This window comes from Anaerotignum lactatifermentans (genome assembly GCF_014982935.1).
Taxonomy (GTDB): domain Bacteria; phylum Bacillota; class Clostridia; order Lachnospirales; family Anaerotignaceae; genus Anaerotignum; species Anaerotignum lactatifermentans.
The window spans coordinates 1-19025 of the sequence record NZ_JADCKK010000018.1 but is presented as its reverse complement, the minus strand read 5'-3'; the positions used below and the strand labels follow the sequence as shown (position 1 = coordinate 19025).

The window sequence follows — 19025 nt, the reverse complement described above, 5'->3', positions numbered from 1 at the left end:
AAGGATTTGCAGCAAAAGAAAATGTTTTTCGGTGCTATATTGTTATGCAAACGATAAAAAAGGAGGAGAAAAACATGCAAAAAGCAGTGGTGTGAAATGAATATGTAGAAAGAATAGGTGAAAATCACCATACTTTTCAAGCGGTGACTACTCAATAAATCTCACTGTTTTTTGCCAGTTTGAGGGCTTACAAGCTTTTTTGTGGATAGGCATAAGAGTTCTTATAACAGCCTTATCTTGTGCGTTATTTTGGAGCTTTTAACGAGGAATTTGGCAGGGAACAAAGAAGAAAGCAAAGAATGGAAAAACGGATGTGAAAGCTTTCAGAAGTCTTATAAGAGCAAAAAAGAGAGAAGCATAAATTGCTTCTCTCTTGTAATATCAATATTACCAGCCATTCTGGAACTGCAGTACATCGTCAGGGATATTGCCTGCTTCATAATCAGCCATAGCTTCATCCAAGATTGCAAAAGCTTTACGGAACAGATCGTGGTCGATGTTCAGAGGCGGCTGAATTCTCAGGATATTGCCGGCAACGGAGATTACCAGCAGACCTTTTTCATAAGCGCGGTAGAGGATTTTGAAAGTACCGTCTAAATCAGGTTCTTTGGTACCGTCAGCATTTGTTTTTACAATACCGATACCACAGGACATGCCCAAACCGTTGGTTGTGCTGATGATATCGCCATGTTTTTCTTTCAGCATTGCGAAGGATTCCTGCAGGATTTCGCAGTTTGTTTTCAGGATATTCTGGAATTCTTCTGTCTGCATATAGTCAAAGGCTGCAATACCAGCGGAACATGCCAATGCGTTGCCGCCCAGTGTAAACAGATGGGCAGGAGCAGGCAGGCAGTCCATGATTTCATCTCTAGCCATGAAAGCACCCAGGGTTAAACCTGCACCAACAGATTTACCTAAGATGATGCCGTCAGGTACGATGTCATAATGTTCGATACCATACATTTTACCGGTACGGTAGAAAGCCTGCTGTACTTCTTCAGAAATAAACAGAATGCCGTGTTTCTGGCAAAGTTCATACAGTTTTTTCATGAAGATAGGATGTGCGGGGATCAAACCGCCATCACCCTGAACAGGTTCGATGATCACTGCTGCCACGTCGTCTGCAGGCAGATAAGTGTCAAAAGCACGCTGCATTTCTTTCAGACATTCTTTTTCACATACATCATCTGGTGTGTCAGACCCGAAGAAGGGGAAAGGATAGATTTCCGGCAGGAAAGGTCCCATTTTCTTTCTCATACGGGTTGTAACAGTTGTCATGGAAGAAGAACCGTAGGTATTGCCATGATAACCATTGATGAATGTGATGATTTTGGTGCGTCCAGTAAATGCTCTGGCGAATTTTACAGCTGCGTCATTGCCGTCAGAACCACAGTTACCAAAGAGGATTTTTGCTTTTACACCGCCAGGATATGTGCTGACAAGGCGTTCTGCATATTCAATGGCAGGAATATTATATGTATAAGCAATGGTATACTGTGAATATTTTTTCAGCTGTTCTTGTACAGCAGCTTTTACATGGTCATTGCATGTACCAAGGTTTAAGGAAGAAGCGCTGCTGAGGAAGTCAATATATTCATTGCCATCCAAGTCGCGGATAATAGAATCTTTACCGCTTTCTACAACAAGTGGAAAGTAAGAAAGATGCTGGGTAGGAGCGATTACCTTTTTATCTCTTTCTACCCACGAAGTACATTTTTCTGTGTTCATAGTTGCTACACCCCTATCTTTTGTATGTTTTTTATTAGATACAACGTATAGAAATAAATCTTGTTCAATACTGTAACACCATTCATGTTTTTTGACAATGGCAGAAATCATAAAAAAACGAGGGAAAAAAACAGATTATTATTGTGAAAAAAGATGGGAAGCTTTTGCATAAACATGGAAAAAATTGTGTAATCTATTTCTTTACAAAAAATAGGACAATATGGTACAATCTTCCATATTCGATTTGTTGTACTTAAATCGATACAATTCTGGTTTCAAAAGAAGAATCTGGAAAATGCAAAAGAGAAAGGGGAACAAGGTATGGAAAACAAGGTGAGTATGGCAAATGTGGTAAAATTTGCCGGCGCATATGTGGCATGCGCCATCGGTTCAGGCTTTGCAACAGGGCAAGAGATTATGCAGTTCTTTACAGCACAGGGGATTATGAGTATCCTGGGCAGTATTATAACGATGGTAGTCTTTGCTTGGGCAGGCGGTATGTTTATGAAGCACGGGAAGGAGCTGCAGCTGAAAGTTCCTGGTGCGATTGTACGTTATTATTTTGGTCATACAGTTGGTAAGATTTTTGAAATTCTGTTCCAGGCATTCCTGTATGCGATCTTTGTTATCATGATTTCTGGTGCAGGCGCTACATTGGCAGAATATTATGGAATCAATCCTTATGTAGGTCGTGTCGGTATGACACTGGCAGCATTCTTTACAGTTATTCTGGGTCTGCACAAACTGACAGATATCCTGGGCAGCCTTGGTACAGTTATCATCGTCTTTTCTGTAGGCGTTGGTCTGATCAGCTTCCTGGGCAATGCAGGCGGATTGGGTCATGCGGCTGAAGTCATTCCTACATTGGAAATCACGAAGAACAGCGGCGGCTGGCTTTTCTCCAGTATCCTGTATCCTGGTTTTAATGCCATTGCTGTATTGATTTTCTCTGCTGGTATCGGTGCTAGTGCAAACAGCAGTAAAGAAGCTCTGTATGGCGGTCTGCTGGGCGGCGTGCTTTTCGGTCTGGCAATCCTGTGCATGAACCTGGGTCTGCTGGTAAACATCGAAAGCGTTTATGACAAAGCGGTACCCTCTCTGGTGCTGGCAGACAATATCCATCGTGCAGTTGGTGTTGTATTCTCTGTTATCCTGATCTGTGGTATCTATACAACAGCAGTACCTATGCTGTGGGGTGTAACCAGTCAGTTCGCACAGGAAAAAACAAAGAAATTTATGTTGGTTGCTCTGGTTCTGACAGTGATCGCTTTCTTCCTGGGTATGACAGACTTCAAAGTTCTGGTAAATACTATCTATCCTTTCAGTGGTTACATGGGTATTATCCTGATGGTTGTAGTGCTGTATCATATGCTGTGTGACAAACGAGATAAGAAAGAAGTGGGCGCAGCCCTGAATGCAAAATACAAAAAGTTGGAACAGCAGCAGTAATCTAACGATAAATTAGGTTTAAAAGAAAGCCTCATGGGACTCTTGGTCACATGAGGCTTTTTATATGCTTTGAAAAAAGAAAACCCCCACTGCAAGAGCAGCGGGGGAGTGGTATCAAAATTAGATGATGCCCATTTCTTTTGTGATTTCAATGATGGCATCAGCAGCTTTTTCCAGATCTTCTCTGGTGTGTGCTGCGGAAATCATCACACGCAGACGAGCGGTACCTCTGGGTACAACAGGGAATTTGATTGCCTGTGCGTAAACGCCTTTTTCATACAGACGAGCACTCAGTTCTTCTGCTTTTTCTGCATCGCCAACGATAACGGGGATAACAGGTGTTACAGTGGAGCCTGTGTTCAGACCTGCTTCTTCCATACGTTTTGCGAAATATTCTCTGTTTTCCCACAGACGTTTTACCAGTGTGTCGTCATCGGCAATTTTGTTGATGGCAGCCAGTGCTGCTGCTGTCAGGCAGGGAGCCAGAGGAGAAGCGGTGAAGATGAAGCTACGAGCCTTGGGACGCAGTTCTTCGATAAATTCTTTCGTACCTGCTACAAAACCGCCGGCTGCACCGAAAGCTTTGGACAGGGAGCCTGTTTCTACTGTTACTTTGTCACGCAGACCAAAGTGTTCAACAGTACCTTTGCCGTAAGGACCCATTACGCCGTCGCCATGAGCATCGTCAACCATGAACATAGCGCCGTATTTTTCAGCCAGAGCTGCCATTTCAGGCAGGGGAGCCAGATCGCCGTCCATGCTGAATACTGCGTCAGCAACCAGCAGTTTTTTGCCTTCTGTGGGTTCTTTCAGCATTTCTTCCAGTTTTGCCAGATCCATGTGAGGATATACTTTTACATTTGCGCGGGACAGGCGGCAACCGTCAATGATGCTGCCGTGGTTCAGTTCGTCACTGTAAATGGTATCGCCTTTGCCTACCAGTACAGGAATAACGCCTGTGTTTGCCGCTACGCCGCTGTTGAATACCAGAACAGCTTCTACGCCTTTGAATTTTGCCAGTGCTTCTTCCAGTTCATCATGGATTGCGAAGTTACCGACAATGTTTCTGCTGGCACTGGGACCAACACCATATTTGTCAATGGCTTCCTTTGCTGCGGCTACCAGATCGGGGTCGTTAGCCAGACCCAGATAGTTGTTGGAGGCCATATTGATGATTTCTCTGCCGTCCAGATTGATGTGTGCACCCTGAGGTCCATAAAGGGTTCTGTACATGTTGCATCCTTCTTTCTGTGATAATCCCTGATTTTGCTTTCAAATGAAATTTTAATAAAAAACCCTAAAAGCATTATAACACCATTGTGAAAGATAAGTCAATGAAAGGCGAAGGAGGGAAAAGAAAAGTGGAACATTTCACAATCAAAACCACTAGTAAACTAGTGGTTTGATCAACCCCTAGAAGGGGTATTACGTGCCGACCCCTAAAAGGGGCATCGAAAAATATCATCGCATTTATTTGCACTGCAACCTGTAAACAGGTACTATAATTGAGAATACAGTATGTTAATTTAATATTGCATATCTATCCTTCATTTGATAATTAGTAAATCCATAGTAATTATCATTCAAAAAATATACTAAAGTATTTTATTTACCCCTAGTAGAACTAGGGGTTTTGTTAAGCTAAAGCACCCAATACAAGAAAAAAGGACTTCTTTCGGGGAAAGAAATCCTTTTTTTGTAATAATTTATAATTCCATTTGTCCAGGAACGTCATTGGAAGTTTTGTCTTTTTCTTGAATGAAATGCCCGGTTGTTGGAATTTTTCGTGTTCGATAGTATTCTGGATTGTCTGTCTGGAACTCAGCCGCAGGGCAGACTTTGGTGATGCTGCTGTTTTTCTTGAGGGTATAAAGCTGCACACCAGATGCGCTTTTGGAAGCGTTTGCCGGAATCAGTTCTGTGTTCAGCAGCGTGGCTTTGTCGTGGTTGCGCATGAGCAGGAAATCTGCGTCTGCATCCAGTTTTTCCATGTATACTAACGGAGAACGAGCGGAGTAGGCATTAACCAATTTCCGTCTGTTTGCTTTGGTAGCATAAGCAGAAAGCTGTACCTTTGCGCCTTTCCCGTTTTCAAAGAAAAATACCATAAAACCGCTGTAATCCTGTGTGACAGTCATGTAAAGGATTTTTTCTTCTGCATCCATACCCAGAAGGTTCTGGAGATATTCCCCCATAGAGCTTGCTTTGCTGTCGGGAATGTCGCTGAGCTTCATTTTGTAAACGTTGAACTGATTGGAGAAGAACAGCATTTCTCCGCGGTTGGTGCTTTCCAGCTCCTGCATGATATAGTCGTCGTCCTTGACTTTCTGTTCACCGGCAGAACGCAGGGAAATCAGAGGGATTTTTTTGAAATAGTTCTGTTCTGTCAAGAACAGGCGTACACCATAATCTTCGATGAAATCATCCTTGGTAGGAGTCACGATTTCTTCTTCCTGAATGATTTCTGTCAGACGAGGTTTGCCGTATTTTTTTGCAACGGCTTTCAGCTGACGACAGATCAGATTTTTGATTTTGGTGTTGCTTTCCAATGTTGCTTTCAAATCAGCAATTTCATTTTCCAGAGTTTTCATTTCCTGCGTACGTTTGAGGATATATTCCTTGTTGATGTTACGCAGTTTCATTTCCGCAATATAGTCCGCCTGTACTTCGTCAATGGAGAAGCCTTCCATCAGATTGGGCACAACCATAGATTCCAGTTCTGTATGACGGATGATAGAAATAGCTTTGTCAATATCCAGCAGAATTTCCGCAAGACCTTGTAAGAGGTGGTATTTTTCCTGTTTTTTCTGAATATCAAAAGCCAGCTGTTTGCGGATGGATTCCATACGGAATTCTGTCCAGTGCTGTAAAATGCCCCCAACGCCTAATGTCATGGGCTTTCCTTGAATCAGCACGTTGAAGTTGCAGCTAAAACTGTCGGAAAGCGGCGTCATGGCATAGAGTTTATGCATGAGTAAATCCGGGTTGGTGCCTTTTTTGATGTCGATGGTGATTTTCAGACCATTCAGGTCGGTTTCATCACGGATATCGGAAATATCACGAATTTTTCCGCCTTTTACCAATGCAATGATTTTGTCAATGATGACTTCCAGATTGGTAGTGTAAGGGATTTCGTAAATTTCGATGCAGTTCGCATCTTTGTCATAGCGGTATTTTGCACGAAGTTTCAAACTGCCACGACCAGTGCGGTAAATCTGCTCCAAAGAGGAACGGTTGTATATCAATTGTCCGCCTGTAGAGAAATCGGGAGCAGGAAGCACATCGCAAAGATCAATGGAATTATCTTTGATGTAAGCAGCTGTTGCTTCACAAAGTTCTGCTAAGTTAAAACTGCAAATGGAGCTTGCCATACCAACGGCAATCCCAATGTTAGGATTTGCCAGAATATTGGGAAATGTGGTGGGCAGCAAAACGGGTTCTTGCATGGAACCATCGTAGTTGTCCACGAATTCGACAGTGTTTTTGTCAATGTCCGCAAAAACTTCTTGACAAATGGGTGCCAGTTTGACTTCCGTGTAACGGGAGGCGGCGTAAGCCATGTCACGGGAATACTGTTTCCCGAAATTCCCTTTGGAATCTACAAAAGGTGTCAGAAGTGCACCGTTGCCTTCTGTGAGACGTACCAATGTTTCGTAAATAGCAGCATCCCCATGGGGATTCAGTTTCATGGTCTGACCAACTACATTGGTGGATTTTGTGCGTTCGCCCCGTAAAAGCCCCATGTGGTACATGGTGTAAAGGAGTTTCCGGTGAGAGGGTTTGAACCCATCAATTTCAGGAATGGCACGGGAAACAATAACACTCATGGCATAGGGCATGTAGTTTTGTTCCAGTGTCTGGGTGATAGGCTGCTCCTGTATGAAATTATCTTTTCGTTCAATGACTGTTTTTTTCTTTCTTGCCATAACAATCTTACCTTTCTTAGCTGATATCTGTTAAGTCCAGATATTTGTAGCCTTCTTCGGCAATAAATTCTTTTCGTCCTGCCAGATTTTCACCCAGCAGAAGTTCAAACATTTCCTGTGTGCGCTGTACATCATCAGGGGTTACCAGAATCAAACGTCTGGTTTCGGGATTCATGGTTGTTTCCCACATCATTTCCGGCTGGTTTTCACCTAGCCCTTTGGAGCGGTTGATTTTTACTTTGCCTTTCAGCTTGCTGACGATGTTTGCTTTTTCTGCGTCGGAGTACGCAAAGTAAGTGTCTTTGCCGTTGACAATCTCATAAAGAGGGGATTCGGCAATGTAAACTTTCTTTTCTTCAATGAGTGTTGGTACCAGACGATACAGCATGGTCAAAAGCAGAGTACGAATCTGGAATCCGTCCACGTCCGCATCGGTGCAGAGAATGATCTTGCTCCAGCGAAGCTGATTGATGTCAAAAGAATTCAGACCAGTGTTATGCTTGGATTTGATTTCCACGCCACAGCCCAGCACTTTCAAAAGGTCTGTAATAATGTCGCTGTTGAAAATTTTGTTGTAGTCTGCTTTCAAACAGTTCAAAATCTTGCCGCGAATGGGAATGATTGCCTGAAATTCCGCATCACGTCCCTGTTTACAGGAACCCAAAGCGGAGTCACCTTCTACAATGTAGATTTCCCGACGGCTGACGTCTTTGGTACGACAGTTGACAAATTTTTCTACCCGGTTATTCATATCCAGAGAGCCTGTCAGCTTTTTGCGAATGGAAACACGGGTTTTTTCTGCGGTTTCACGACTGCGTTTGTTTGCCAGTACCTGATTGGCAATTTTATCCGCATCCATTTTGTTTTCGATGAAATAGATTTCTAACTGTTCCCGGAAAAAATCTGTCATAGCATCCTGGATGAATTTGTTGGTGATGGATTTTTTGGTCTGATTTTCATAACTTGTGATAGTAGAGAAAGAGTTGATGACCAAAATCAAACTGTCCTCAATGTCAGAGAATGTGATCTTTTTCTCATCTTTTTTATACAGATTGTTTGTTTTCAGATATTTGTCGATAGCGGAAACAAAAGCGCTTTTCACTGCTTTGTCAGGCGCGCCGCCATATTCCAGAAAACTGGAATTGTGATAGTATTCCAACAGATTTATCTGATTGTTGAAACAGAAAGCCGCTTCAAATTTCAGTTTGTATTCTGGCTTGTCCTCACGGTCACGTCCTCTGGTTTCTGTCTGAAGGTAGTGAACGTCTGTCAAAGAAGTGTTGCCAGCAAGTTCTGCCAGATAGTCCCGGATACCGTTTTCATAGTAATAGGTAAAAGTTTCGCCGCTTTCTTCATCAAAAAATTCAAAAGTCAGACCAGCATTGACAATTGCCTGTCTGCGCAGAATATCCTGAAAATAGGAAAGGGGAATGGCAATATCTGTGAATACATCCCGATCGGGCAGCCAGCGAATTTGTGTGCCTGTGACACGTTTGTGTGTGGGTTCTTTTACCAGACCACCGATGTTTTCGCCTTTTTCGAAGTGTAAGTCATAACGCATGCCGTCACGGTAGATGGTAGCATCCATGTAGGCAGAGGCATACTGTGTGGCGCAAGTGCCCAGACCATTCAGACCTAAACTGAATTCATAGTTTTCACCGGAATTGTTCTGGTATTTGCCGCCTGCATAAAGTTCACAGAAAACCAGCTCCCAGTTATATCGTTCTTCTTTGGGATTGTAGTCAACGGGAATACCGCGACCATAGTCTTTTACAAGAATAGACTGGTCTTTGTAACGCACTACCTCGATTTTGCTGCCAAAGCCTTCTCTTGCTTCGTCAATGGAGTTGGAAAGGATTTCGAAGACAGCATGTTCACAGCCTTCCAGCCCGTCAGACCCGAAAATAACCCCGGGACGCAGACGGACACGGTCAGCACCTTTCAAAGAGGTAATACTCTCATTATTATAGTTAGAATTTTGATTCGATTGCATCGTTTCACCTGTTTCTATATTATAATAGGAAAGAATCCTATTTTTATATGCTCATCTTCTCTACTTTACAGAAATTCCAGGGGAGTGTCAAGGGGAGAAGGGGAAAGAATGTTCGATTTGGAGGGAAAAGAATGTAGATTTGTGGAAAAAAGATTGCAATTTTGATTGCCGGCTGGTATACTATATAGGCAATTCTGTAAAGATGGTTATTTTGGAGACGTACCGAAGTGGTCATAACGAGGCTGACTCGAAATCGAGGCGGTGAATTTCGTCCCCGATGCCAGAAAGTCAGGAAATATCAGGCTTTCTGTCCAAGCAGCCAAACGAAAAAAGCAGAAATGCTAACAAATTGCTAACAAAAGAAAATTTACTAAAAATTTGAAAATACTTTCATGCGTTAATACGGAGACGTACCGAAGTGGTCATAACGAGGCTGACTCGAAATCAGTTGACGGGTCAAACCGTCCGTGGGTTCGAATCCCACCGTCTCCGCTCTGGAAACCTTGAGAAATCAAGGTTTCTTTTTTTATTTCGGTACGTCCCTATGCGTTTTTTCAATCTTTTTTACTCTGCAATGCATTACCAATAGCGGCAGCGGACTGCTGTTTTGCGTGGTAGTCGATATGAGAATAGATGTCTGCCGTAGTGGAGAAGTTAGAATGTCCCAGCCATTCCTGGATGGATTTCATGGGAATGCCTTCTGCTACCAGCATACTTGCACAGCTGTGACGCAGTTCTTTGAATGTGAGTTTTTTCAATCCGTATTTTTTCAATAACCATCCGAAGTGGTCACTGACGAAATTAGGGCGGAACAGCTTGCCCATTTCGTCTACACAAACATAATCCATATATTCTTTGCAGTAACTGCTTCCAAATAATTTCTGATTTCGTTCAAGTTTTGCTTTGTGTTCCAATAACTTTTCTTCCACGACAGGAATCAGGGGCAGAGTACGATAGCTGGACTTTGTTTTCAGCTTGTCCTCTGCGTAAACAATGGTTTTTCCGTTTTCTGTCAGCTCTGTGACCTTGTGATTGACGGTGATGGTCTTGTTTTCAAAATCAATGGCACTCCAACGCATCCCTAAAGTTTCGCTTCTGCGGAATCCATAGTAGGAACTTAAAACGATGGGGATGTAAATGGGATCGTCTTTTGCAATATCCAGCAAGGTCAAAATTTCCTCCTTGGTATAAAAACTCGAAATGTGTTTGTTCTTCTTGGGACGTTTTACCCGATCCGCAGGATTGCTGAGTATGTAATCATTTTTCACAGCATAGGCAAGTGCCTGATGGAGAACTGCGTGATAATGGATGACCGTATTGGTGGTGTAGCCTTGTTCTAAAATTTCGTCATAGAGCATTTTGATGTGTTTCGGTTCTACTTCTGTCAAAAGCAGATTCAGTTTTTCAAAATGGGGTCGGATACGAGCGGAGACCATATTGTCATAACTTTTATAGGTGGCTCGTTCTACCAAAGGCTTTACGATTTTCAGCCATTCATCCATGTAATCCGTCATCAAAAGCCGACTGCCGTCCATATTTTCCATGGATTCTTTCGTTTCGTATGTCCGTTTTAGGTTCTCCAGAAATTCCAAAGCACGACGTTTGTTTCCTTTCACTGGCAAGCCTGTGCTGACAGATTTCTGTTTTCTTCTGCCGTCTACATAGTAGCTGACGATGGCGTAATAGATGCCTTTTCTTTCATAAATACTTCCTGTTACCATAAAATCTCTCCTTTCTTTAGAAATCATCTGTCTCAGGTGTTTGGGTATGTTACCATGGTCGGATGACTTTTGCCACTCTTTTTCGGATTTTCTTTTCTATAAAATCCGTTGTGGCAGTTTATTTTTCTGATTCATATAAAAAACGAATGACATTGATCTTGGGAATCAAATAGACTCGTCCAATTTTCACCGATTCGATGCGACCGCTTTTCAAAAGAGAATAAGCAGTTGTCCTGCCAATACCGCCTAACATCTCACGTAATTCGTCCACATGAACCACATCTGGATAAGAGTGGAACATACGAAAATAGTCATTTTTTGCTGAACCTTGCGTCATGATATATCCCTCACTTTCATTGTTGTGTAGTACCATTTAGTTATAGATATGTAATAGGAGAAACATATAAAACTATTACTTATATCATAAAGACGATGAAAATACGAAAAACGGTATCACAAATCGAAAATATTTTTGTGGGAGGTGTTGATTATTGATACGTATCGTGATTTAATGGAGCAAGAAAGACTGACAGAACAGGAAAAAGTGGTGATAGAACAATGGAAACCTGTGTTGGATGAATTGGATCGTATGGAGAACTGCAACAACAGAAGGCACAGAGAAAAACGGGATATGCTGGATATGACTCTTTGTGAGTGCCAGAATGAAAAGGAAGAATATCTTTCTTCTGAAATCAAATTGAAGTTATCCGATACAGATGAGAATTGGCTGGAATGGATTTTCTCCAGAAGTTCCGCAGACCTGTACCAGCTGACTGGGAATATTGAGCTGGCAAAATCATTGCAAACGCTAACGGCAATGCAGAGAAAAGTTGTTTTTTTGTTTTATATCCATGGGTTTTCCGTGAAAGATATTGCCGCACTGTTGGGGAGCAGCGAGCGGAATATCCGAAAACTAAGGGGACGTGCAAGGGAACATATGAAAATATCGTGCTAGAAAGGCGGCAGAAGCCATGAAAAAAATAAAAGAAATCTATGAGAACCGAATCTCCACATGGGCGAAATATTCTGGTTATCGTATCATCAAACGCCATGGACAAGACTATATTGCCCCTGAAGAAAATGCGGTGCTGATGTGGTATGACCCTGTGGAAAAGGAAGAAATGTTGATTTCTGATGTGCTGAATACAGGAAAAGCGATTGCGAATGCAGAAAGTCGAGAAAAAATAACAGCGGTGGCTTTGGATTTTGTTTCCAAGTATGGCTTGCTGGGGTGGATGCCGTCGCTACCGGTGAATCCATATTTTTATTTGGAGTCCAAAGTTTTGCTGCCGGAAAATGAATATTTTTTATTTTCCAGCATCACTAAAGATACAGAAAAATATTTGGAGCAGTTTCAAGTGGAACCAAATGGAGAAAAACTTTTGGGAGCTGGGCAAGAGCAAGGGCGTTCTCCCATATATGATTTGGTATTTTCCAAAAATTATTGTGAGCCAGTAAACTGGATCATCCCTTTTCTGCAGGAGATGTTTGAACACTTCCGTACCAAAGAAATGCTGGAAGATCCCAACTATGAGCCTTGGGAAAAAATGATTCTGCGAAAAAGGATAGAAAGTTTTTATCATCCAGGCGTCCATTATGTGCTGCGTTATGATCCTGTACCGGGTGCCTGCTGGGTGTTCGATAGCCTGAAAATGGTGGTGGAAACTGCCTGCGTTGTGGCATTGGGACAGGAGGAAAATCCGGTTGCGTCTTGTAAACATTGCGGAAAATATTTTTATCGGGAGGATGTTCGGAGTGCTTACTGCTCTCATCGGTGCAGGAATCAGTATCATGTTTATCGGAGTAGGAAACGAAAAAGACTGGAAGAAAATGATTAAGACGTAAAAAAGCGGCTGGATAGCCGCTTTTTTTCATGGGTGAAAACGATTCAAGAATAATCGAAAGACCTCCTGATCCGTTTCCAAATCTCTGGTTAGGAATCGTTTGGCTATTTCTGAGGTGATGGTTTGGGAGAAAAGTTGAAGTGGAGAACAGGGAAGAAATCGACGAAGCAGGATATTTTGAAAGGCGTCCATCTTTTCTTTGCCGATGTACTCTCTGATTTTGTTCTCTGTCTGCTGGAGTTCTATGGTGTCCACGGAAGAGAAAAGAGAATTTTTTTTCGCAAGAAAATCCAAAAGGGACTGCTCAAAAATAAAATCCGCTGTGGATATCAGGCAGAGATTTTGTTTTGTGGATGCCTCCTGACATGGGAATTGCTCCATGATGGCAGAAATTTTTGGTGACGTTTTTCCGTTGGTATCAGAGAATAGATGATGCATTTCTCCCATGGCAGTCTGAGCTTCGTCCTGCAAAACAATGAAATCAATTTGGGACACCATCTGGAAAAACAAAGATAAATAGTGATCCAGTAAGTAAGATTTCATGCCAAGAGCAGAACGCAGCTCCTGTGCAGAACGAAATATTTCCCGAAAAGTAGGTGGGGATTGATCAGAAAGAGAAAGAAACGATTGCAGTATGTCCATAACATGACCTCCGTTTATTTGAAGTCGGCAGAGCCGCTTGTGGTATATAAACTCTTGTGGAGAGGGATGTCAAGAGGGGTTGGACATTTCCTGGCATTTCGAGCGATGGGTAAAGAAAGGATATGGGCGGCGCTATTAACAGTAAAGGATGCCCTGTGTGCCTTTGTACGCCCCTGTGTGGAGTTTTCTTTCTAAGGTAGAGTAATTGACCCATGAAGGTAGAAAATCGGCGAAAAAACGAATTTTTATATGTCACAAAATGTGATATATTTTGAGCGGTTTGAAGTGCGAAAAATGATTGCAGGTGAAAGCCAGCCATCAAATGGGCTGGCGTTTCCTCAAATCACCCGCAGTGCGGGGATTTTTTGGCTCTCAGAGCTGACATCAAAATCAGAAGGCTGACCTCAATAAAAACGTTTTTCTCAGAAGAGATAAACCAGAAGCCTTAGACAAAACGGGATTTTCACCTTGCTTTGGCTGACATCAAGACTGACATTAAACCGATTTTTACAGAAAAGGAGAGAGTTATCAATGGATGATAAAAAGAATAAAATAACTATTCGGATATCCGATGAAACATTGAGAAAATGCGAGGAAGGTATGCGTATATCAGACTGCAAAGTACGAAATGATTTTATCGAAAGAGCCATCGAGTTTTATTCTGGATATGTTTCGTCGCAGACACATACGGATTTTTTATCTGATGTGATATTGGAGTCTATGGCAGGTATCGTCAAAATATCAGAAAACCATTTGGCACGTATGCTTTTCAAAATCGCAGTGGAGATGGCAAAGCTGGAAAGTATGCTTGCTGCTATCAACGACATGGATGAGGCAACTATGCGGAGGCTTCATATCCGATGCGTCAATGAAGTGAAAAAGATCAACGGCATCCTCACCATGGAAGAAGCCGTAAGATATCAAAGGAGCGATGAGGAATGAAATACAGATTTTATAGTCCTGTGCAGGGCATCATAGATTATGACTTCAACAAAGATATGGATTACGATTCGTATTTTGATGAAGATGCTATGGAGGAACTGGGAGAAGTAGATTTCGATTTTCTGACAGCAGAAGATCTGACAGCCTATCAAGAAGAAATCAATCAAGCTATCCGTAAGGAATGGGATCATGAAACAGATGAAGATATGGGGCTGATGCATTACTTTGCTTATGGAAGCAGAGAAAACCAAAAAGATTTGCTGAAAAAAGTAACGGCGGCATATCCCAGGGTCGAAACTGTAGGGGACAAAGCATATGGCGTTATTGTATGTGATATCGAAAAAACTTTGACAAATCAGGAAATCGAAATTCTGAAAGATTATTTTAACGGACAGTACAGTGATGGCTGGGGTGAAGGCTTTTCCCAAAGAGGAATTGAAACTTCTTATGGTGTATTATATTTAGATTTTTGGTCAGATGACTTTTATATTGAAACAGAGGATGAGTTGAAAAATCGTTTGGAAGCGAAACAAGACAATGAGATGCAATTTGAAATGTAGGTGATGATATGCCAAGACTTGTTTTTACACCAAGATATTTAAAAATGCAAAAGCCGTCACAAGTGAAAAACTATGTAAAGTATGTTGCCACAAGACCAAACGCGGAAAAGTTTGAAGTGGATCAGTCTCAAACAGAAGCTACCGAGTATCAGAAGAAATGGATCGAAAAAGAACTGAAAGCACACGGAGAACTGAAAGAAAGTTGTGAACGGGAGTATGAAAACTACTTGCAAAACCCAACAAAAGAAAACGCTACGGACCTGATCAATAAAATTGCCGAAGAAGGCTTGGCAAGGGAAGACAGCATGGAAAACTATGTTGGCTACCTTGCCAAAAGACCAAGAGCAGAACGAGGGAAACAGGGACATGCACTGTGGAATGGATCAGATAAAGAAATCGATTTGAATCAGGTGGCAAAAGAAGTTGCGGAACATAACGGCAACATTTGGACATTTGTTTTGTCATTGAAACGAGAGGATGCAGTTCGTCTTGGATATGATAATGCCGCTATGTGGAGAGAACTGGTGCGAGGTAAAGCACCAGAGATTGCAAAGGCAATGGGAATCCCTGTAGAGCATTTTGTATGGTATGGTGCTTTTCATAATGAAGGGCATCATCCTCATATTCATTTGATGTGCTATTCCAAAAATCCAAAAGAAGGATATTTGGGCAGACAGAACTTAATGAAGTTGAGAAGTTCTTTTGCCAATGAGATATTCCATGATGAGCTGTATCACATCTATGAGCAGAAAGATGAGGTCAGGGACGAGCTGAAAAAATACTTTGACAGGAAACTGAAACAGGCAATGGCAATGGAAGATACAGATCATCCAAAAGCGGAAGCTTTGCTTTGGGAATTATCTCAAAAACTGAAAACAACAAAACATAAAAAGGTCTATGGAAGGCTGGAGAAAGAAAATAAAATACTGGTGGATGAAATCGTCAAAGAAATCAGCAAGGACAAAAAGATTTCACAAGCCTATGAAAGCTGGCTGGGATTGAAAGACGATATCCTTTCTACATATCAGAATCAGGAACGTGCCAGAAGAACCCTTGCGGACGAACCAGAGTTCCGTAATATCAAAAACATGGTTTTGAAATCTGCGTTGGAGCTTTCGGAAATAGATGAAGCAATCAAAAAAGATTCAGAGAAAGAAAATCATGAAAAAGTAAATGCAAAAGAAAGCTGGGAAGAACGAACAAAAAAGTTTCATCAAATGCAGGCGCAAAAACAGTTCCTGCTTCTGATGAAACACATCAGCCATATGATTCAAGAGGATTATGACAGAAAGAAACAACAGATTCATGTAGATAAGAAGCTGATGCGTAAAATCATGGAAAAGAAAGAAGCCCATGGACAGAAAATGTAAGGAGGGAAGCGTATGAGATGGAAAAAATATGGTGTTGAGATGGATATGACGGGGATTACAAGGAAAGTTGTGGCAGAGATTTTGGCGGAACAGTTTGATACAAAAGTCGTTTTCTGTCTGTCGGACAATGGATATAACGTTCCAGATCAAAATCAAAGGCTGTGGCGTATCCTTCCCTCTGACAGCATCAAAGCAGAAAAATATAACGGAGAAAAAGTGGTGGGAGCAAACTATATGTACCAAGTGAAACTGCTCTCACCATTTTTATATGAAAATGAGTTTCCAATGCTGGAAAAAGCCTTGGAACAGTTGGAACTAAGAGGTGCTATCGTCAATGACTCCACGAAAATGAATCTGCTTCTGGATGTAAGTTGTATTGAGAACTGGGAGAAGTACCAGACCAATCTGGAAAATCTTTATGAGAGCAAAGGGGAATTATTTCAAAAAGCGTTAGACATTCCCTTTTCACAAGTGGCAGACACCAGTCAAGGCAAAGAGAACGGTGTCATTTCGTTTCCTTACTTCAAAAGCACACTCAATAAAAAAGAACTGCTCAGTGATATTCAGTTTGCACAGATCGTCAGCAGCTTTGTGGAAAACAACCGTACTGTCAGCCAAAAGAAAAGTGAGAATCAAAATGATAAATTCATGATGCGTACTTGGTTGGTGCGAGCTGGCATGGTTGGCGAAGAATATAAGTTTGCAAGAAAAATGCTGACAAAAAATTTGGAAGGCAACTCCGCATGGCAGAAGATGATGGAACCAACGGAAATCGAATCAAAAAAAGTCTGCAATCAGACTCAATCAGAAGAAGAAATGATGGATAACCATGTAGAGGAACAAGTAGTTAGTGATTTGGAATTGGAAGTATGAGGGGGATGAAATATGGTTTATTTATTGACTTACGATGGATATATGAAGGAAGAAAAGCTACAGGAGATTTGTCCATCAGCAATACTATTTATGCAATGCGGTCTGAAAGACTGTGTATTAGAATTCCGCAGATTTTATGAAACTGCCATGCCCACACTGGAGGTTGGAGATGAAATCGTGCCAGCAGTTATTTGGAAGTTGGAAGAATCTGATTTAAAGAACATAGAAGCAATTTATCCCAATGAAATCTATCAAAAGACAAACTGGAACCTGAAAACAGAAAAAGGTGTTTTGGATGTAACGGTTTTTCTGATGAGAGAAACACCATTTGCATTCCCAAAAGAAAAAGAAGTGGAAGCAATGGAGAGGCGTATGAGGAACACAGCTTTGATTACAGCTGTGTGGAAAATGCTCTGGACAGGGCAAAAGACAGGGAGGAAGCATATGGCACTTTATACCCAGGAACAGATCGATAAGGCAAACCAGACAAATCTGGAGGAATTCCTTCAGCAAAAAGGAGAACACCTCAGAAAAACGGGAAGCGAGTCAGTGCTGATCTACAAAGACTCCACAGGAGAGCATGACAGCATTTCCGTCAGAAGAAACCGTTGGTATGACCATAAAAATATGCGAGGCGGCTATCCACTGAAATTTATGCAGGAGTTTTACGGCATGAACTTTCGCACTGCTATGAAAGAACTTCTGCATGGAGAAGAACCAGAACTTGGCAGGAAGAAAAACGCAGAGCAGGATAAGGCAAAAGAAAAGGAAGAAAATGCAGTCAAAAATGATGTGAATCCTTTCGAAAATAAAATGGAAAAATCTGAATTCATACTTCCTGAAAAAGACAATAATATGAAACGATTGTTTGCCTATCTTTTAAAAACAAGATTTCTGGATAAAGATGTGGTGAGAAGTTTTGTGGAACAGAAAATACTTTATCAGGAAAAAGAACATGGCAACATTGTTTTTGTGAGAACAGATAAAGATGGAGTATCAAAGTCAGCCTGCAAAAAATCCACAGCAGAGCAGGCAAAAGGATTTCGAATGACTGTTGTCGGTTCTGACTGCAGGTACGGTTTCTGCTGGAGAGGGGATAGCAGCAAGCTCTATGTGTTTGAAGCTGCCATTGATTTGATATCGTTTATTACATTAAGAAATGATGAATGGAAAGCAGACAGCTTTCTGGCACTGGATGGACTTTCACCGAAACCATTACTGCAATTTTTGGAGGATCAAAAAAACATCCAGGAGATTTTTATCTGTCTGGATTACGATGCAGCAGGCATTGAAGCTTGTGATAAATTAAATGATATCCTCATTGAAAAGGGTTATGATGGAGAAAAAATCAAAAGGAAATACCCTCTCTATAAAGACTGGAACGAGCAGCTGAAGGCAGAACATGGTGTGGAAGCTATCCTTCCGCAGTCCCATCCGAAGAAAATAGCATACAATGTTGCAGTCAGAAAACTTGGTATCCTAAATGCCAACACAGAAAGCCCATATATGAAATGGCGTAAACAGGAATACGAAAAATCAGGTCGTTCTTTTTATCTGGAACAGATCAAAAGAGATTTCAAGCAAGCGGAAAAACTGGTGAAGAAGGGAGATGATGACACGAAACCACTCCTTGCCAGCATCTTGCGTATGGCAGATTTATCAATATGCCTGATGTATGAGGTCAAAGGAAAGGACAGCTTGCCAGAACTGACTATGTACCAAACCACCATACAAGAATTGGAAAAGGCATATAAACCATATTTGGATAAAGCGAGAATGGATCGACGCATACAGGAAATGAAAGAAGAGATGGAACACTTTAAAACCCTTGCGGTTCAAGATAAACCATCTCTTTTTAGTACCATATAAGTGTAAGAGATAAAGCATATCATTTGTGCTTTACCCTCTGCACTTATTTTTTTATGATAAGGGAGTAATTGGTCTGGCGAGGCTCTTTTTGGATTAATCACATCCGTC

The 19025-nt window shown here is 41.6% G+C and carries 15 protein-coding genes and 1 tRNA gene; 9 read left to right on the top strand and 7 right to left on the bottom strand.

The annotated features are described in order from the left end of the window. Positions 1-387 precede the first annotated feature (387 nt). Complete coding sequence (locus tag INF29_RS06400) at positions 388-1728, bottom strand: aspartate aminotransferase family protein (RefSeq protein ID WP_072849423.1); 1341 nt, start codon at positions 1726-1728, stop codon at positions 388-390. 321 nt (positions 1729-2049) lie between these two features. Here INF29_RS06400 and INF29_RS06395 point away from each other — a divergent pair, with 321 nt between their 5' ends. Beyond that, positions 2050-3177, top strand: a complete 1128-nt coding sequence (locus tag INF29_RS06395; protein WP_193485349.1) for a YkvI family membrane protein — start codon at positions 2050-2052, stop codon at positions 3175-3177. Between the two features lie 120 nt (positions 3178-3297). On the opposite strand, the gene INF29_RS06390 is transcribed toward INF29_RS06395, so the two are convergent. From INF29_RS06390 to INF29_RS06380, 3 genes are all read right to left on the bottom strand, one after another. Next, positions 3298-4410, bottom strand: a complete 1113-nt coding sequence (locus INF29_RS06390) for an aminotransferase class I/II-fold pyridoxal phosphate-dependent enzyme (RefSeq protein WP_072849419.1) — start codon at positions 4408-4410, stop codon at positions 3298-3300. 473 nt (positions 4411-4883) lie between these two features. Further along, complete coding sequence (locus INF29_RS06385; protein ID WP_193485347.1) at positions 4884-7103, bottom strand: DNA gyrase/topoisomerase IV subunit A; 2220 nt, start codon at positions 7101-7103, stop codon at positions 4884-4886. Positions 7104-7119: 16 nt separating this feature from the next. Further along, positions 7120-9048, bottom strand: coding sequence for a DNA gyrase/topoisomerase IV subunit B (locus INF29_RS06380; protein ID WP_330608299.1), 1929 nt, complete (start codon positions 9046-9048; stop codon positions 7120-7122). Between the two features lie 452 nt (positions 9049-9500). On the opposite strand from INF29_RS06380, the gene INF29_RS06375 reads away from it, so the two are divergent. Further along, positions 9501-9588, top strand: a tRNA-Ser gene (locus INF29_RS06375). A 62-nt stretch (positions 9589-9650) separates the two neighbouring features. Here INF29_RS06375 and INF29_RS06370 read toward each other — a convergent pair. Both INF29_RS06370 and INF29_RS06365 read right to left on the bottom strand, forming a co-directional pair. Then, positions 9651-10817, bottom strand: coding sequence for a site-specific integrase (locus INF29_RS06370; RefSeq protein WP_193485343.1), 1167 nt, complete (start codon positions 10815-10817; stop codon positions 9651-9653). A gap of 118 nt (positions 10818-10935) precedes the next feature. Next, positions 10936-11154, bottom strand: a complete 219-nt coding sequence (locus INF29_RS06365) for a helix-turn-helix domain-containing protein (protein WP_054330012.1) — start codon at positions 11152-11154, stop codon at positions 10936-10938. A gap of 147 nt (positions 11155-11301) precedes the next feature. Here INF29_RS06365 and INF29_RS06360 point away from each other — a divergent pair, with 147 nt between their 5' ends. After that, entirely contained in the window at positions 11302-11772 is a 471-nt protein-coding gene (locus INF29_RS06360) for an RNA polymerase sigma factor (RefSeq protein WP_193485342.1), read from the top strand. A 16-nt stretch (positions 11773-11788) separates the two neighbouring features. Continuing rightward, positions 11789-12655 carry a hypothetical protein gene (locus INF29_RS06355; protein ID WP_193485341.1) on the top strand — a complete coding sequence of 289 codons (867 nt, stop codon included), beginning with the start codon at positions 11789-11791 and terminating at the stop codon, positions 12653-12655. Between the two features lie 33 nt (positions 12656-12688). On the opposite strand, the gene INF29_RS06350 is transcribed toward INF29_RS06355, so the two are convergent. Further along, positions 12689-13303: a hypothetical protein gene (locus tag INF29_RS06350; RefSeq protein ID WP_193485339.1), complete on the bottom strand. Its 615-nt coding sequence runs from the start codon at positions 13301-13303 to the stop codon at positions 12689-12691. Between the two features lie 531 nt (positions 13304-13834). On the opposite strand from INF29_RS06350, the gene INF29_RS06345 reads away from it, so the two are divergent. From INF29_RS06345 to INF29_RS06320, 5 genes are read left to right on the top strand one after another with little or no spacing between them, the layout of a single operon-like run. Next, positions 13835-14245, top strand: a complete 411-nt coding sequence (locus INF29_RS06345) for a hypothetical protein (RefSeq protein ID WP_193485337.1) — start codon at positions 13835-13837, stop codon at positions 14243-14245. After that, positions 14242-14805 (top strand): hypothetical protein, encoded by a 564-nt coding sequence (locus tag INF29_RS06340; protein ID WP_193485335.1) that lies wholly within the window; start codon positions 14242-14244, stop codon positions 14803-14805. Before INF29_RS06345 ends, INF29_RS06340 begins: the two co-directional genes overlap by 4 nt. Positions 14806-14813: 8 nt before the next feature. After that, positions 14814-16175, top strand: a complete 1362-nt coding sequence (gene mobP3 / locus INF29_RS06335) for a MobP3 family relaxase (protein ID WP_193485333.1) — start codon at positions 14814-14816, stop codon at positions 16173-16175. A gap of 12 nt (positions 16176-16187) precedes the next feature. After that, a complete protein-coding gene (locus INF29_RS06330; RefSeq protein ID WP_193485331.1) occupies positions 16188-17048 on the top strand; it encodes an amidoligase family protein in 861 nt (286 codons plus the stop codon). 12 nt (positions 17049-17060) lie between these two features. Beyond that, the gene (locus INF29_RS06320) at positions 17061-18917 is read left to right on the top strand and encodes a DUF3991 and toprim domain-containing protein (RefSeq protein ID WP_243184110.1); all 1857 of its coding nucleotides are present in this window, start codon (positions 17061-17063) and stop codon (positions 18915-18917) included. Positions 18918-19025 lie beyond the last annotated feature (108 nt).

Excerpts from the sequence above, each read along its gene's own strand:
- INF29_RS06400 (WP_072849423.1), bottom strand. The coding sequence starts at position 1,728 with ATGAACACAGAAAAATGTACTTCGTGGGTAGAAAGAGATAAAAAGGTA.
- INF29_RS06395 (WP_193485349.1), top strand. The coding sequence starts at position 2,050 with ATGGAAAACAAGGTGAGTATGGCAAATGTGGTAAAATTTGCCGGCGCA.
- INF29_RS06390 (WP_072849419.1), bottom strand. The coding sequence starts at position 4,410 with ATGTACAGAACCCTTTATGGACCTCAGGGTGCACACATCAATCTGGAC.
- INF29_RS06385 (WP_193485347.1), bottom strand. The coding sequence starts at position 7,103 with ATGGCAAGAAAGAAAAAAACAGTCATTGAACGAAAAGATAATTTCATA.
- INF29_RS06370 (WP_193485343.1), bottom strand. The coding sequence starts at position 10,817 with ATGGTAACAGGAAGTATTTATGAAAGAAAAGGCATCTATTACGCCATC.
- INF29_RS06365 (WP_054330012.1), bottom strand. The coding sequence starts at position 11,154 with ATGACGCAAGGTTCAGCAAAAAATGACTATTTTCGTATGTTCCACTCT.
- INF29_RS06355 (WP_193485341.1), top strand. The coding sequence starts at position 11,789 with ATGAAAAAAATAAAAGAAATCTATGAGAACCGAATCTCCACATGGGCG.
- INF29_RS06350 (WP_193485339.1), bottom strand. The coding sequence starts at position 13,303 with ATGGACATACTGCAATCGTTTCTTTCTCTTTCTGATCAATCCCCACCT.
- INF29_RS06345 (WP_193485337.1), top strand. The coding sequence starts at position 13,835 with ATGGATGATAAAAAGAATAAAATAACTATTCGGATATCCGATGAAACA.
- INF29_RS06340 (WP_193485335.1), top strand. The coding sequence starts at position 14,242 with ATGAAATACAGATTTTATAGTCCTGTGCAGGGCATCATAGATTATGAC.
- mobP3 (WP_193485333.1), top strand. The coding sequence starts at position 14,814 with ATGCCAAGACTTGTTTTTACACCAAGATATTTAAAAATGCAAAAGCCG.
- INF29_RS06330 (WP_193485331.1), top strand. The coding sequence starts at position 16,188 with ATGAGATGGAAAAAATATGGTGTTGAGATGGATATGACGGGGATTACA.
- INF29_RS06320 (WP_243184110.1), top strand. The coding sequence starts at position 17,061 with ATGGTTTATTTATTGACTTACGATGGATATATGAAGGAAGAAAAGCTA.